Here is a 13,728-nt window from a genome sequence, read left to right as displayed (position 1 = left end):
GTATGTTCATGAGTGAACAGAATCCCTACGAACAACTTGGGGTTACTGAAGAATCCTCTTTTGAAGAAATTCAAGAGGCCAAACAAAGACTGGTGCAACAGTATCAGAATGATAGCAAAATTGTCGAATCGATCGAGGCGGCCTACGATTCTGTCCTCATGGATCGACTGCGGATGCGACAGGAAGGTAGGATTAAAGTACCCGATCGCATTCGTTTTCCCGAACGTCTGACGATTCCGGTGGAAAGTAAACCAGTTACTAGCAGTAAATCTCCTAACTGGTGGCGAAGCTCAATCGATACACCTTCTGCACAGGATATCGGTGTACCAGCAGTGATTTACGCTTGTTTAGGAGCAATAACGCTGTTAGTTCCCGATCCCAGTGGCTCCCTTTTACCGCTGCTCTTAGCTTTTGGCGTTTTCGTTAATATCTATTTTTTCAACCGCAAAGAAAAACGTTTTGGCCGCGCCTTACTATTCACTCTCGCTGGTTTAGTGCTAGGAGTCGCTCTGGGAGCAGGATTAGCCAGTTTAGCGGCCAAGGCTGATTTGAATATTTTCGGTGATCGCCAAATTTATGCGCTCATCACTTTTCTGATCTTTTGGGTGATTAGTAGTTTTTTCCGTTAACCGAACGCTCGTAGGGATCCTAAGATCACGTCCACTGCTTCCCCAAGGTTATTGACGATATAATCAGGCTCGTAGCTCTCTAAACGGGAACGGCTGCGAATCCCCGATAATACGCCAATAACCTTGATATTTTGGCTCTTAGCGGCGGCAATATCCGCTTCCGTATCCCCCACCATCCAAGTATCGGCAGCCGCCGGCAGTTCTTTAGCGGCCTTAGCCATAAGCAGGGTTTTGTCGCGCACGTCGTTGGTTTTGGTGTAATTGTTATTTAGACAATAACGACGATTAGCGGCGAAAAAACGACCGATATCGTGGCGATTAAAGGCATGATCTAGCTCAGATACCCGCCGCATCGTCATCACGACTAAATCGATCTTTAACTCTTGGATTTTCTGGAGAGTTTCCAAAGAACCAACCACCGGGCGATCGTGGACAAGATAGGGTAAAGTATGAACAGTTTGACGACGAAGATGGGCAAATTTACGCGCTTGATCTTCATCTAATCCTGACATTTCCCCGATACGCTTCTCAGAAACCTGATCCCGTTTTAACTGCCAGAACTCCGCTTTCGATAATTCCCCGATAATTTGACCTTTATAGGCGGTTTTCTGTAAACAGTATTGATAAACTTGGTAATATCGCTCCGATACGTCCATTATCGGGCCGTCAAAGTCGCTAATTAGTCTCAACATCGTTCTAATACTTCTCGCTTTATTAATTTTTATATACAAGTTACCCTAGAGTCTTGACAATGACAAGGGTTTTGTCAGGAAAAAAATTAGGGATGAGGGAAGTGGGGTGTGGGGTGTAGGGTGTGGGGTGTGGGGTGTGGGGTGTGGGGTGTGGGGGGAGATGGGGAAATTTCAACTAATACCCCAAAACCCCAACCTCCAACCCCTCACTGTTTACTGATCACTGATCACTGATGCTTCCCCTTCCCTAGTCTGGACGGTTAGCTTAAAATAAATGTAAGGATATGTAAACTTTCGTAACTATCTCGCCAATTGGCTAACCAATGATCCCAACAACTTCTTTATTCGCACCCGTTGACGATGATCTCCGTCTTTTGACCGATAACTTAAAAAATCTCGTCGGCGCTCGTCATCCCATTTTAGCGGCGGCAGCAGAACATTTGTTCGAGGCCGGTGGTAAACGCGTTCGACCGGCGATCGTGTTGCTGGTATCTCGCGCTACCATGTTAGACCGGGATATCACTCCCCGTCATCGTCGATTAGCGGAAATCACGGAGATGATTCACACTGCCAGTCTTGTCCATGATGATGTGGTAGATGAGGCAGAATTGCGGCGCAGTGTTCCCACCGTTAACAGTTTATTTGACAATCGCGTGGCGGTTTTAGCGGGGGATTTTCTCTTCGCTCAATCCTCTTGGTATCTAGCTAATTTAGATAATTTAGAAGTGGTAAAATTGCTCTCAGAAGTGATTCGCGATTTTGCTGAAGGGGAAATTCAACAGGGAATTAATCGCTTTGATACCAGTATCTCCCTGGAAGCTTATCTAGAAAAAAGTTACTACAAAACAGCTTCTTTAATTGCCAATAGTGCCAAAGCCGCTGGGGTATTAAGCGAGCAATCGGCTGAAGTTAATCATCATTTATATAATTATGGTCGCAATTTAGGATTAGCTTTTCAAATCGTCGATGATATTCTCGATTTTACCTCCCCCACGGAAGTATTAGGAAAACCCTCTGGCTCCGATTTGATCAGTGGTAATATCACTGCTCCCGCTCTCTTTGCTATGGAGGAAAATCCCTATATAGAAGTGTTAATCGAACGGGAATTTAGTCAGGAAGGAGACATCGAAAAAGCTCTTGATTTTATTCACTCTAGCCAAGGGATTCCTCGCTCAAAAGAGTTAGCCAGTCAATACGGTCAAAGTGCCTTAAAACACCTTGACTGTTTAGCTTCTTCTCCCTCAAAAGAGGTGCTAATCGAGCTAGTGGATTACGTTTTGAGCCGAATTTATTAGGGAATAATAGTTCTCGCCGTAGCAATAGTCCACCCATCGACTAATAATAAAAATAGGGTGAGAATAAAAAGAATTCCATACATCCAAGGCTGAGAAAGGGGGCGAATATCGGTCATATCCAAGTTAGTTTTTTCCTCGATTATTTTGACCATGCGATTAAATCCCACCACTCGCATCGGCAATAAATAGGCTTTTTCTGCGGAGCGATCAAGGAAATAATAAACTAAACCACCCTGTCCTGTACTGCGACATTTAAGTTCTTTTATATCTGTCCAATTTAACCACCAACCAGAGCGAAGAAAAGCAGGAAACCATTGGGGATAGGTAACTTGTATCCCTGTTTCTGATAAAATCACTCTTTCACTTAAAGCTCCGTATAAAGCGATTAATCCTAAGCTGATTCCTAACCAAAGAAAATTGGGATTAACGGGGGAATTAGTGACTTTTGCTAAAAAGGGTAAAGGGATGGTTAACGCCACATATAAACTTAATAAAGTTACCCGAATTATTGGTGATATCCGAAAAGTTATTGTCTCGTTCATTTGATAACCTTAATCAGTAAACAGTAAACAGTGAACAGTAAACAGTGAACAGTAAACAGTAAACAGTAATCATTAATCAGTGAAAAGAAGGCTCCGAACTTGCCACTTAATACTTTAACACTTTAACACTTAATACTGCTCACTGATCACTGATAACTGATCACTGATCACTGAGTCTCCTTGTCCCCAAAAACCATCGTATTTAGTCACTTCAATATCACCAAAAACTTTGACTTGACAAGCAAGACGACGGTTATTATTGGGGTTATGGGGAGGTAAAGAAAAACGAGCTTTTTCCTGCCAATTGATAGCAGAAACTTCGCCCACAATTGCCACCGCACAGGTTCCACAGCTGCCGATGCCGCGACAATTGATTAACTTGGAACCGCCATTATACAAAGAAATGTCATGTTTTAATAATATACGACGGAGATTTTCACCTCGATCGCAGGTGATTGTTTGACCGTAAACTGTTATTCTAGGCATTAGGGGCGTGATTTTAAGTCGCTACAGTTATTAATTAATATTAACACCTATTGACTATTTCTATGAACAATGGTAAGCGCATTTGGGTCTATGACACTACTCTCCGGGATGGGGCCCAGCGAGAAGGTATTTCCCTCTCCCTAGAAGACAAAATTAAAATCGCTAGGGAATTAGATCGGATGGGTATTCCTTTTATCGAAGGCGGTTGGCCGGGCGCAAACCCTAGAGACGGTCAATTTTTCTGGAAAATGCACGAAAAACCCCTAAAACAAGCGGAATTAGTCGCTTTTTGTTCCACTCGTCGCCCCCATGTCGAAGCCCGAGAAGATCCGATGTTAACCGCCATTCTCGCAGCTAGAACCCGTTGGGTGACAATTTTCGGCAAATCTTGGGATCTGCACGTCACAGAGGGCTTAAAAACCAGTTTGGAGGAGAATTTAGCCATGATAGGAGATACGATCGAGTATCTACGCTGTCAGGGAAGACGAGTCATTTATGATGCCGAACATTGGTTTGATGGTTACAAAAATAACCCCGAATACGCCCTTTTAACCCTCAAAACCGCCAGGGATGCCGGGGCCGAATGGTTAGTTTTCTGTGATACCAACGGTGGCACTTTACCCCAAGAAATCGCCCCTATTGTGGAGAAAGTGCGGGAGCAATTGGGTATCGATCCTGATGAGGAAAATGCGCCTCAATTAGGCATTCATGCTCATAATGATGCAGGAACCGCCGTAGCTAACTCTTTAGCGGCAGTTAACGAGGGCGCACGCATGATTCAAGGCACAATTAACGGTTATGGGGAACGCTGCGGCAATGCCAATTTATGTACTTTAATTCCCAATCTTCAGTTAAAAATGGGCTTTTCTTGCCTAGAAGAAAATCAATTAGGCCGATTGACGGGAACTAGCCGAAAAATCAGCGAAATGGTCAATTTAGCCCCGGATGATCATGCTCCCTTCGTCGGACGTTCCGCTTTTGCCCATAAAGGCGGTATTCACGTTTCTGCGGTGGCGAAAAATCCCCTCACCTACGAACATATTAATCCAGAAGCGATCGGGAATCAGCGCCGCATCGTCATTTCTGACCAATCGGGATTAAGTAATGTCTTAGCGAAAGCGCGCAGTTTTGGCATCGATTTAAATAAAGATGATCCCACCTGTCGGCAAATATTGGAACGTTTAAAAATCTTAGAAAGTCAGGGTTATCAATTTGAGGCAGCCGAAGCTAGTTTTGAGTTATTAATGCGGGAAGCTTTGGGACAGAGAAGTCACCTTTTTGAATTAAAAGGATTCCAAGTTTATTGTGATATGCTCCGGGATAGTGGTAATGCGATTGCGACAATTAAAGTACAGGTAAAAGAGGAAGATTTATTAGAAGTGGCCGAAGGTAACGGTCCAGTGGCTGCTTTAGATCGGGCTTTAAGAAAGGCTTTAGTCAAATTCTATCCCGAAATTGCTAACTTTCACCTGACCGATTATAAAGTGAGAATTCTCGATAGTGGTTCGGGGACGGCAGCGAAAACTAGGGTTTTAATCGAGTCCAGTAACGGTCAACAAAGATGGACTACTGTGGGAGTGTCTAGTAATATTTTAGAAGCTTCCTATCAAGCAGTAGTAGAAGGAATTGAGTACGGTTTATATCTGCTGCAAAACAATAAACTAGAATTATCGGGTCAATTTTGTCCTTTAGGGACAATTTAGGGAACAGTAATCAGTTATCGGTTATCAGTTATCAGTTATCAAATTTGAGTTTTCACTGAACAGTTAACTACTGACTCCTATCTCCTGTCTCCTATCTCCCCTCTCCCCTGCTCCCTTCTCCCCTGTACCTTATACCTTTTAAACAGGATTTAGTACAATCTCGCCTTGACAGAGTTTAAACACTGATATATTATCAGAAAGAATCCATAATTCTTCCAACAAGAGAAAGCAAGCTTAACTAGGTAGGCTCTTCGTTACTTTTTATGGTTCGATAGGGTGGCATAAATAAACTAAATCCTTATCTGGCAAGAGATTTAATTGATTAGTTCGCTCTAGATCAAAAACAATTGACAAAAATCGCCAAACGTTTTTCTCTATAAGGGTTCCGTCCCTTATAACCCCCGTACATTGCATAACAGAAACCGAAGAACCACTAGGTAATTCAATTGCTCAGCCTGTTGAAGCTGTAAATTTCACATAAAATATTTATTTATGACTACACAAGCTATAGGAAAATCAATGACGTTATTGAATAATAAATCATTGAAAATTACTACATTTTTAACCATTGCATTGATTACTTGGATCGCCCACTTTTGGTATTTTAATCACTTGGGTCTATACGAAGATGATTACGCTTTCATCGGTAACATACTCACCATGGACTTTTCCAGATTTGTTGACTCTGTTAAGAACATGAATTTAGCATTTTTTCAAGGTAGAGTTGTCGGCTTTAACATCCTCTTCTTCTCTGCATACTTTGCTGGAAAATTGGGAGGATTGCCGCTTATTTATATAAGTGCCTATCTATTGGCATTAACCAATAATATCCTCTTTTATCTATTTCTCCAACGTCTCTGGAATCAACCTATTTTTGTCCTGACGGGTACCCTTGCATTTACTTTATTTCCTGCCGATAACACTAGGGCTTTTCTCACTCATATTCACATTTTGCCCGCCTTAACCTTTCTTTTACTAGCTTTTTTAAGTTATCTAAACGATAAAAAATTTTGGTCTTACCTATTGATTACTGCTTCTTTTCTTAGTTATGAGACCTGTTTTTTGCTGTTCATCACCGCACCTTTTCTAACCAAAAAGCCTCAGTCGGAGATATTTAAAGAATTAATTAAACATCTATTCATCTTAGGTACGATTTTCCTAGTGGTTTTAATTCTCAGAAAGTTGACTGGTGATGGCCGGGTTGGAGACTTAGATATAGCAACCGCTATTTCTACTCCGATTCGTCAAATAATTACCGGACCATTTGTCTGTTTAGGAACATTTGTCTATCGTCCTTGGCAAACTTTGCACAATCTCAGGGGAGAATTGTTAATTTTTGTGCCTCTTTCATTACTTATGTTGCTATGGCTATTCTTACAAAATTCTCGTTTTTCGGGACTGAATAGTGGGGAAAATTGGCCGATAATTAAACAGTTGAGCCTTTTGGGGATAAGTCTCTTATTCTTGGCCTATCCCTTAACTTTTACCGTTCCTGCTACCCTCATTAGTGGACGTGATTCCCGTGTTCATGCGGCTGCCGTGGTTGGAGCTTCTATTCTTGGGGGAATTCTTGGCTATTTGATTGTTTATTTAGCCAATAGTTATCGGCAAAAAAATCTTGCGGCTCTCCTCTTAGCGACTTATTTTTCTTTGTTGATTGGATTTGGAATTATCGTGCAACAGCAAAATAAACTAAGTTGGAAATATCAGCAAGCTTTTTGGGCTGATGTTATACAATTAGCCCCCGATCTGAACGATGGACAAGTTATTTTAGTCGATGCTCCTAGTCTACCTTGGGGAAGTCAGTTGTATCCTTTTGCTTGGTCTATGCCCAGTGTAGTCGGTCAACTTTATCAATTTCCTTGGCAATGGAAAAACGTTCCTAAACTATATAAACTCAATCCTGATTGGCAGCTAAAAATCGCTGCCAATGGAGAAATAGCTTTAAATAACGACAATGGATTATTGTTCTTTTATTATCCCTGGGAACCCGCTCGCCAAGTTAAAACTTCGGAAATTATTTTGTTACAGGAAAAAGATGGGAAACTTGTCCGCACAACTACCCCAATTGTTGCAGGAGCTAAGAAATTTTCCTTTAAACCCCTGACTAATTCAACTATAGATTCTTTCGATAAAGTATATCTGTACGATTATTTAATCGCTCCTAACAATAAAAAATCTGTCAATTATTTTCAACCTTTTTAAGGTTAGTCAATGTCGAGTAAAATTTAGCCTTTCTGATTAAGTTTTTGCCGTCTTTAATCACTCTTTTATACCAATTCTCTCTAGGCAAATTACAGATTGAATCTAAGTCCCTCTTAAAAAGGAAAATTTAGAGGAAGCAAATTTTTGTAGTCAGACTTTGGAGCAGTTAAATAACCCTAGGATAATAATCTAGTAACAAAAGAATTTTGCCAACGACGAGCTATGGCCCGCAGATACATATTAACGGGAAACTGATAATATTCGATAATTAACCAGAGTAAACAAATAGCATGGCAAATAAAGGTTAAAATCGACCAAAATAGAGGCACCCATGACAAAGGACTCCCCTCGACCGGAGGAAAAAGATAGGCTCCCGTAGCCACAATTGCTGTGGGAAAAATCACAAATCCTAAACCGATAATTAAGTAAAAACCTGCCATCTCGATTCCTTCTCTCGGTAAACCCTGCCAATACTTACCATTCCAATACCAAGTTAAGGGTAATTGACTATCGGCCATTTTTAAAAGCTGTCTTTCTAAATTAGCAGTAAAAATGTGTTGACAAAAGTTACAAGCATAGGCTTCCATTAGGGGTAAAGTGGCAATTTTACCATGGCGACAGACGGGACAAGAATAGGTATCGTGATAGTTTAATCGGGTTGGCTCGGTCATGGTAATCTGAGTAAGAGTAAAAAAGGCCATTGCAGATAATTAACTTTTCCCTATTGATAACGATTGAGTTATGCGGCGCTCGCCAACACTATGGCTCATTAGTATCAAACGGGTTCAAATCTTGTGGATGAGTTAGGGTAATACTTGATATACCCGCAAAATCACTGGGATTAAAGGTCAACAGATGTGTCATTTCATTGGCAAGCATAGCCGCAACGAGACGAACATCATGAGTGCGTTTACCCATCACTCTGTTAGTTGTGACTAAGTTCAGCCAATTTGTAAAAATCTGCCGAGATTCTGCCAAGACTGGAAAACGAGCGAGAAGTTGATCTATCATGCTTCTGGTTTGTTCTACAGACCAACCCAAACCATTGACTTCAGTTGGTCTGGTGGCAACAACCCAAAACTCAATTATTACTTGTGTCGCAAGGAAACATTCATCTGATTGCATGAGCAGACGAGAAACTGCATTGGTTGCCAGCTTATGCTGTAGGTCGGAACAATTGCACAATCGCATAACAATATTAGTGTCAAGTAAATATCTCGTCATCATTCGTAAATACTATCGCGACTAAAGGCTTCATCTCCTAGACTCGGACTATCTTTGGGAAGTTGTAACACCCATTCACGCAATTCCCTAGCTCTCTGGGATGGTGTTGCTCTTTGCCAAAGCGGAACAGACGATGGGACTTGTCCAGACTGAAACTCAAGGTCGGCTATGAAATCAGCAATCTTTTTCAGTTGATCATCGTTTAGTTTATCTAATTCTTTCTTAAGATCTTCTCGCAGCATAGGTCGGTTTTGAGAAAATAGACACTCTCTATAGTAACCGATATGCTCCTAGCCGTTTGGCTCAGGTGCTTGTTTATACGATCGGCTCTAAATAATCTCCCTGATTAGGCTAGACTCAAGTTGCCAGCTTAAAAAGTCTCTGGTGGTAATGCTAAATCTCGTTATTACAGACTGATTATCTATTTCTCCTTTTGCCTATTGCAAGAGTGCCTATTGCCTCTCCTGATATGTAGCCTATACTCAACGGATTTAGTATGACATCTAATTCGCCTTGATTAAGGATAACTAATTAAGCAAGATTGGCAGGAATTGTCCCCAGTTTTTGTAGTTGTTTTTCAATATTAGCCTTTAATTGGATCCGGGAGATTTCTTTTCCTGTTTGAGCGGTGTGTGCATTTTCCAGAAAAATAATACTATCTACTTTTTCTACGGCAAATAATTGGAATAAAAGATGGGTTACAGGAATCAGGAGCGTTGATAGGGGTGAATTAGCAGTATTTTGGGCAGATATGGCCATTTTTTCCGTAGCAAAAGCATAGATCACCCTTTTTTCCTGTTCTGGCTGCTGCCGATGAGCTAAGGTGGTTAGTAACCAATCACCTTGGCTATTCTGAACTACATAGTATTGTAAATGTTTTAACTGTCTAGCAAAAGCTGCAAGGACGGGATTAACCGCTTCGTCCATGACCACGGTTGCCAGTCCGTAATTGACCGCTTCTCGACTTAAAATATGCAGTTGGGCCTTTAATTTCATGGCTAATCATCTCTATAAACTAATCGATGGCGATGACATTCGGCAACCCCATTTAAAATTGTCGTCGTGAAAAGATGAGGATGGAGATACCCAATAATAGACCAGTATAAACGAGACTGTAGAGGGCATTAGCGATTAAGACATCAGCACTAGGGAGCAAACCATAAACGGCCTCATTTCTAAAATTTAATCTTTCCAAATCTGGGAGAATTAGATAAATATTTTTGGTGATAGCGAGAATATTGGGATTTTTGCTGATTATACCCAATTGGATCAGGTCTTTGCTGATGTGACCCATTAGATAGACCCCAAAAGTCATTAGCGTGGCTAAAATCGAACTGGTAAATACCCCAAAAGCGATCGCCACGGCTGCGATCAGAATTAATTCCAAACCGAGATAGAAAACCGAGACAATCAGGGGTAAAGCTTGAAAAGATACTTTCATCCCCAGCAACATCAGCAGGTAAATCACCAACATTACCCCCAACATCACCGCTAAAACCCCGGACAAACCCAAGTGTTTACCAAGGATAAATTCGGCCCGACTCAGGGGTTTAGGAATCAAAACTAAAATAGTTCTCTTGTCAATTTCCTGATTAATTAGCCCTGTACCCACAAAAACCGCGACAATTACCCCTAATAGTCCGATAGCGGCTAATCCCAAGTCAAGAAAGATTTTCTGATGGGTTCCCACCGCAATTTCTGGTAATAAACGCCAAGCGAAGGCCATCAACAAGGCAAAAAACCCGATAAAGTAAAGAATGCGAGCGCGAATAACCTCGCGAAAACTGTTAGCTGCGATTGCCCAGATTCTCAGGATGCTGATACCCATAGCCTTTCATCAAAAGAACTCTTGCCAATTAATTATATGTTATGGTCATGGGTTAACTAATTTTCCCCAAAAAATTAGTTAGTTCATTTGTTATGAATGAAAACCTGAAGTTTAACTTTTAACCCAAAACTCTTTAGATATGCTTTAATTTGGTTGTCAAAACCTCTTTATTTAGGGTTTGCTGAAAAAGTTTGTTGGTGGGGTTAGGAGTGAGTAGCCGGTCGTCAGGAGTCGGGAGTCGGGAGTTTCAGACTTTGTTGCCCTGCTTCTTTGTACCAGTTTATCTACTAAAAAAAGAATAAGGCCAGGTTTTTGAATGTCCCAATCCGATTTTCGCAGCATGAACATTGGATTTTAACAGGTCAAAAGTCTTATTTTAAAAGGGTTTTACTATTATTCAGCCAACCCTAATTAGTAGCGTATGTAAGTGTATGTTAACAAAACGTTAGCTAATTGTCAACCTCCCGCAATCCTAAACCGAGGACTGTTCCTAAACCAGGTCTTTCGGCATTAGGAATCTCTTGAGTTGTATCTAAGTTCAGTGATGTGATGGGATCGATTACCGTGGTGGGGACGTTGAGACGTTGAGTAAAATATTCGTCTAGTTGCGCTAAACCGCCCCCGGGACCGGCTAAAAGTAACTGGACAATTTCCATTTCCAGTTCATCACTTTGGTTAAGATAGAAATTAATCGATCGCCGCAATTCATCGGTTAATTCCCCTAAAACCCGCATCAGTGCCGCAATCCCGGCGGTAGTAAAGGTTCTGGAAGCACCGGTATTGGTGTCAAGACTATCAAAGGCAGTGATCGGGATTGTCATCCCCAAAAGAATCTCAGGACTGCGGGGGGTGGGCAAATTCATCGCCCTGGAAATGGCGTTTTGTAGCTGGAAAGTGCCGATGGGGACAGTGCGGGAAAATTGGGGAACGCCGTCCACCACGATGGCAATTTCCGTGTTATCAAATTCTATATCGACAATAACGGTAGCTTCATTGGAACTAAACTGTCGCAACTGATCGCGAATCGTCCGAATTAGGGAAAAACTATTAATTTCTAGCACATCTACCTGTAATCCTGCCCGTTGCAGGGTCTCCAGATAGGCATCGGTGATCTCCCGACGAGTAGCTACCAGCAAAACCTGCACCTTTTCGATGCCGTCTTCATCCTGAAAGTAGCCCAGTTTTTGGTAGTCGATATCCACTTCCTCCCGCGGATAGGGAAGGTATAAATTAGCTTCATGATTTAAGACCAGATCGCGCAATTCCTCCTCGTCCAATTCCGAGGGAATAGGGATAATCCGGATAATTGACTCGCGCATGGGGACAGCAGTAGCGACTCGTTTGCTGTTAATTTTATTTTCCTTGAGGACTTCTTGGATTAATTCCGCTAAAGCGACGGAATCGACGATTTTTCCCTCCTCAAAGATGCCTTCTGGGATATCCGACGAACAACATTTAACTAATTTATAATTTTGTTTCTGTTTGGCGATCTGAACCACGTTAAGGCGCTCTGGGGTAATCTCTAACCCAATACCTTGAGTTTTTTTTGTCAATAGCTTCTTAAAAAAACTTACCATAGATTTTCTGGGGCAGGTCTAAGGGAATTGGTGATCAACAAAGCCAATAATCTTGATCTTTTCACCTGATTTTATTTAGTATCGATCAAGGCAGTAAATCAGTCTATAAACGATCCTAACTGGGTAATTTACCCAGAACAGGTGAAAATCGAGGGGGAGAGAAGCTATTTCTGCACTAATATTAACCTGATTATCTGTGTTCAGACCGAGGTTAATCCTAACTGGATAGGAGCAGAGGAAGCAGCTATTGATGATGATATTGTAATCAATTTTGGTGAAAGAACCAAGTCCAAGCTAAAAATTGGCCATTATCCCCCCCTTCTGCTCCACTAGATCAAGTCAGCTTTCCCTAGTTAGAGTACCCAAATATCTCGAGAAAATTTGAATTTTCTCGACACTATTTTTTCTTGACTCCTAGAAATAGGCGATCAAATGCTTCTGACGGGCGTGATTTTCGCGTATAATTAGGAGTTTGCACAGTGACAAAAAAATTTAAGGAGCGAGTTCGATGGCACGAATGTACTATGATGAGGATGCCAATTTAGACTTATTAGCGGGGAAAACGATCGCTATTATTGGTTATGGTTCCCAGGGTCATGCCCACGCATTAAATCTCAAGGATAGTGGCGTTAATGTGATTGTTGGTCTATATCCCGGCAGTAAATCGGCCATCAAAGCCAAAGAAGCCGGTATTCCGGTTTATGATGTGGCCGAAGCCGCTAAAATTGCCGACTGGATCATGATCCTCTTACCAGATGAAGTGCAGAAAACGATTTATCTCCACGAAATTGCCCCGAATTTAAGCGCAGGCAAGGTGTTATCTTTTGCCCACGGCTTTAATATTCATTTCGGTCAAGTGGTTCCCCCGGATAATGTCGATGTGGTTATGGTTGCCCCCAAAGGACCGGGCCATCTCGTCCGTCGCACCTACGAACAAGGTCAAGGAGTCCCCTGTTTATTCGCCGTCTATCAAGATGCTACCGGCCAAGCACGCGATCGGGCAATGGCCTACGCTAAAGGTATTGGTGGCACTCGGGCCGGGGTTTTGGAAACCACTTTCCGCGAGGAGACAGAAACCGACCTTTTTGGCGAACAAGCAGTATTATGCGGCGGTTTAAGTGCTTTAATTAAAGCTGGCTTTGAAACCCTCGTAGAAGCCGGTTATCAGCCCGAATTAGCCTATTTTGAGTGTTTACACGAGGTAAAACTGATCGTCGATCTGATCGTCGAGGGCGGTTTAGCCAAAATGCGCGATAGTATTTCCAATACAGCCGAGTACGGTGACTACACTCGCGGTCCGCGGGTGGTGACGGAAGCAACTAAGGCCGAAATGCGGAAAATCCTCCTGGAAATTCAATCGGGACAATTTGCCAGAGAGTTTGTCCTCGAAAATCAAGCTGGTAAACCGGGTTTCACCGCTATGCGTCGTCAAGAAGCAGAACATTCGATCGAAGAAGTCGGCCAAGATCTGCGGGCGATGATGAGTTGGCTAAAACGCTAGTTCTCTTTTTTTTCGGTGTCGGGTTGGACGCGACCCCAGAATTCTT

At 42.1% G+C, this 13,728-nt stretch carries 14 protein-coding genes; 5 read left to right on the top strand and 9 right to left on the bottom strand.

What is annotated here, in order from left to right; all coding sequences use genetic code 11:
• Window positions 1–8 precede the first annotated feature (8 nt).
• A complete protein-coding gene (locus tag ACQY1X_RS13965) occupies window positions 9–629 on the top strand; it encodes a CPP1-like family protein (protein ID WP_002732774.1) in 621 nt (206 codons plus the stop codon).
• On the opposite strand, the gene ACQY1X_RS13960 is transcribed toward ACQY1X_RS13965, so the two are convergent.
• Window positions 626–1,321: an HAD family hydrolase gene (locus ACQY1X_RS13960; RefSeq protein WP_002775478.1), complete on the bottom strand. Its 696-nt coding sequence runs from the start codon at window positions 1,319–1,321 to the stop codon at window positions 626–628. The two genes, ACQY1X_RS13965 and ACQY1X_RS13960, sit on opposite strands and share 4 nt — an antisense overlap.
• Window positions 1,322–1,644: 323 nt before the next feature.
• On the opposite strand from ACQY1X_RS13960, the gene sds reads away from it, so the two are divergent.
• Window positions 1,645–2,616, top strand: coding sequence for a solanesyl diphosphate synthase (gene sds, locus ACQY1X_RS13955; RefSeq protein WP_016517315.1), 972 nt, complete (start codon window positions 1,645–1,647; stop codon window positions 2,614–2,616).
• Here the strand turns inward: sds and ACQY1X_RS13950 are convergent.
• The gene (locus tag ACQY1X_RS13950) at window positions 2,613–3,158 is read right to left on the bottom strand and encodes a hypothetical protein (RefSeq protein ID WP_430014792.1); all 546 of its coding nucleotides are present in this window, start codon (window positions 3,156–3,158) and stop codon (window positions 2,613–2,615) included. The genes sds and ACQY1X_RS13950 overlap by 4 nt on opposite strands.
• A gap of 129 nt (window positions 3,159–3,287) precedes the next feature.
• Complete coding sequence (locus ACQY1X_RS13945) at window positions 3,288–3,644, bottom strand: 2Fe-2S iron-sulfur cluster-binding protein (RefSeq protein WP_430012963.1); 357 nt, start codon at window positions 3,642–3,644, stop codon at window positions 3,288–3,290.
• Between the two features lie 62 nt (window positions 3,645–3,706).
• Between ACQY1X_RS13945 and cimA the strand changes: the two genes are divergently transcribed.
• Window positions 3,707–5,347 carry a citramalate synthase gene (cimA, locus tag ACQY1X_RS13940; RefSeq protein WP_002733550.1) on the top strand — a complete coding sequence of 547 codons (1,641 nt, stop codon included), beginning with the start codon at window positions 3,707–3,709 and terminating at the stop codon, window positions 5,345–5,347.
• Between the two features lie 492 nt (window positions 5,348–5,839).
• A complete protein-coding gene (locus ACQY1X_RS13935) occupies window positions 5,840–7,552 on the top strand; it encodes a hypothetical protein (RefSeq protein WP_430014791.1) in 1,713 nt (570 codons plus the stop codon).
• Window positions 7,553–7,728: 176 nt separating this feature from the next.
• Here ACQY1X_RS13935 and ACQY1X_RS13930 read toward each other — a convergent pair whose 3' ends face one another.
• The 6 genes from ACQY1X_RS13930 to pilM form a co-directional block, all read right to left on the bottom strand.
• Entirely contained in the window at window positions 7,729–8,223 is a 495-nt protein-coding gene (locus ACQY1X_RS13930) for a hypothetical protein (RefSeq protein WP_024968881.1), read from the bottom strand.
• 88 nt (window positions 8,224–8,311) lie between these two features.
• Complete coding sequence (locus ACQY1X_RS13925) at window positions 8,312–8,779, bottom strand: type II toxin-antitoxin system VapC family toxin (protein ID WP_016517320.1); 468 nt, start codon at window positions 8,777–8,779, stop codon at window positions 8,312–8,314.
• Entirely contained in the window at window positions 8,776–9,018 is a 243-nt protein-coding gene (locus tag ACQY1X_RS13920; RefSeq protein WP_002775464.1) for a hypothetical protein, read from the bottom strand. Before ACQY1X_RS13920 ends, ACQY1X_RS13925 begins: the two co-directional genes overlap by 4 nt.
• Window positions 9,019–9,307: 289 nt before the next feature.
• Window positions 9,308–9,772 carry a hypothetical protein gene (locus ACQY1X_RS13915; protein ID WP_002749361.1) on the bottom strand — a complete coding sequence of 155 codons (465 nt, stop codon included), beginning with the start codon at window positions 9,770–9,772 and terminating at the stop codon, window positions 9,308–9,310.
• Window positions 9,773–9,824: 52 nt separating this feature from the next.
• On the bottom strand, window positions 9,825–10,604 hold the full coding sequence (locus tag ACQY1X_RS13910) for an ABC transporter permease (protein WP_430014790.1): 780 nt from the start codon (window positions 10,602–10,604) through the stop codon (window positions 9,825–9,827).
• Window positions 10,605–11,053: 449 nt separating this feature from the next.
• Complete coding sequence (gene pilM, locus ACQY1X_RS13905) at window positions 11,054–12,181, bottom strand: type IV pilus assembly protein PilM (RefSeq protein WP_002792188.1); 1,128 nt, start codon at window positions 12,179–12,181, stop codon at window positions 11,054–11,056.
• 508 nt (window positions 12,182–12,689) lie between these two features.
• Here pilM and ilvC point away from each other — a divergent pair.
• The gene (gene ilvC, locus ACQY1X_RS13900) at window positions 12,690–13,682 is read left to right on the top strand and encodes a ketol-acid reductoisomerase (protein WP_004158090.1); all 993 of its coding nucleotides are present in this window, start codon (window positions 12,690–12,692) and stop codon (window positions 13,680–13,682) included.
• Window positions 13,683–13,728: the final 46 nt, after the last annotated feature.

It is taken from the genome of Microcystis protocystis FBCC-A270 (genome assembly GCF_050500235.1).
GTDB lineage: Bacteria > Cyanobacteriota > Cyanobacteriia > Cyanobacteriales > Microcystaceae > Microcystis > Microcystis ichthyoblabe_A.
Note: the sequence above shows the minus strand (reverse complement) of the source record. Positions and strands in the feature narration are given on the sequence as shown.

What these genes read in the sequence shown, in the direction of transcription:
- ACQY1X_RS13915 (WP_002749361.1), bottom strand. Translation starts at nt 9,772, where the DNA reads ATGAAATTAAAGGCCCAACTGCATATTTTAAGTCGAGAAGCGGTCAAT.
- cimA (WP_002733550.1), top strand. Translation starts at nt 3,707, where the DNA reads ATGAACAATGGTAAGCGCATTTGGGTCTATGACACTACTCTCCGGGAT.
- sds (WP_016517315.1), top strand. Translation starts at nt 1,645, where the DNA reads ATGATCCCAACAACTTCTTTATTCGCACCCGTTGACGATGATCTCCGT.
- ACQY1X_RS13950 (WP_430014792.1), bottom strand. Translation starts at nt 3,158, where the DNA reads ATGAACGAGACAATAACTTTTCGGATATCACCAATAATTCGGGTAACT.
- ACQY1X_RS13935 (WP_430014791.1), top strand. Translation starts at nt 5,840, where the DNA reads ATGACTACACAAGCTATAGGAAAATCAATGACGTTATTGAATAATAAA.
- ACQY1X_RS13945 (WP_430012963.1), bottom strand. Translation starts at nt 3,644, where the DNA reads ATGCCTAGAATAACAGTTTACGGTCAAACAATCACCTGCGATCGAGGT.
- ACQY1X_RS13930 (WP_024968881.1), bottom strand. Translation starts at nt 8,223, where the DNA reads ATGACCGAGCCAACCCGATTAAACTATCACGATACCTATTCTTGTCCC.
- pilM (WP_002792188.1), bottom strand. Translation starts at nt 12,181, where the DNA reads ATGGTAAGTTTTTTTAAGAAGCTATTGACAAAAAAAACTCAAGGTATT.
- ACQY1X_RS13965 (WP_002732774.1), top strand. Translation starts at nt 9, where the DNA reads ATGAGTGAACAGAATCCCTACGAACAACTTGGGGTTACTGAAGAATCC.
- ilvC (WP_004158090.1), top strand. Translation starts at nt 12,690, where the DNA reads ATGGCACGAATGTACTATGATGAGGATGCCAATTTAGACTTATTAGCG.
- ACQY1X_RS13925 (WP_016517320.1), bottom strand. Translation starts at nt 8,779, where the DNA reads ATGATGACGAGATATTTACTTGACACTAATATTGTTATGCGATTGTGC.
- ACQY1X_RS13920 (WP_002775464.1), bottom strand. Translation starts at nt 9,018, where the DNA reads ATGCTGCGAGAAGATCTTAAGAAAGAATTAGATAAACTAAACGATGAT.
- ACQY1X_RS13910 (WP_430014790.1), bottom strand. Translation starts at nt 10,604, where the DNA reads ATGGGTATCAGCATCCTGAGAATCTGGGCAATCGCAGCTAACAGTTTT.
- ACQY1X_RS13960 (WP_002775478.1), bottom strand. Translation starts at nt 1,321, where the DNA reads ATGTTGAGACTAATTAGCGACTTTGACGGCCCGATAATGGACGTATCG.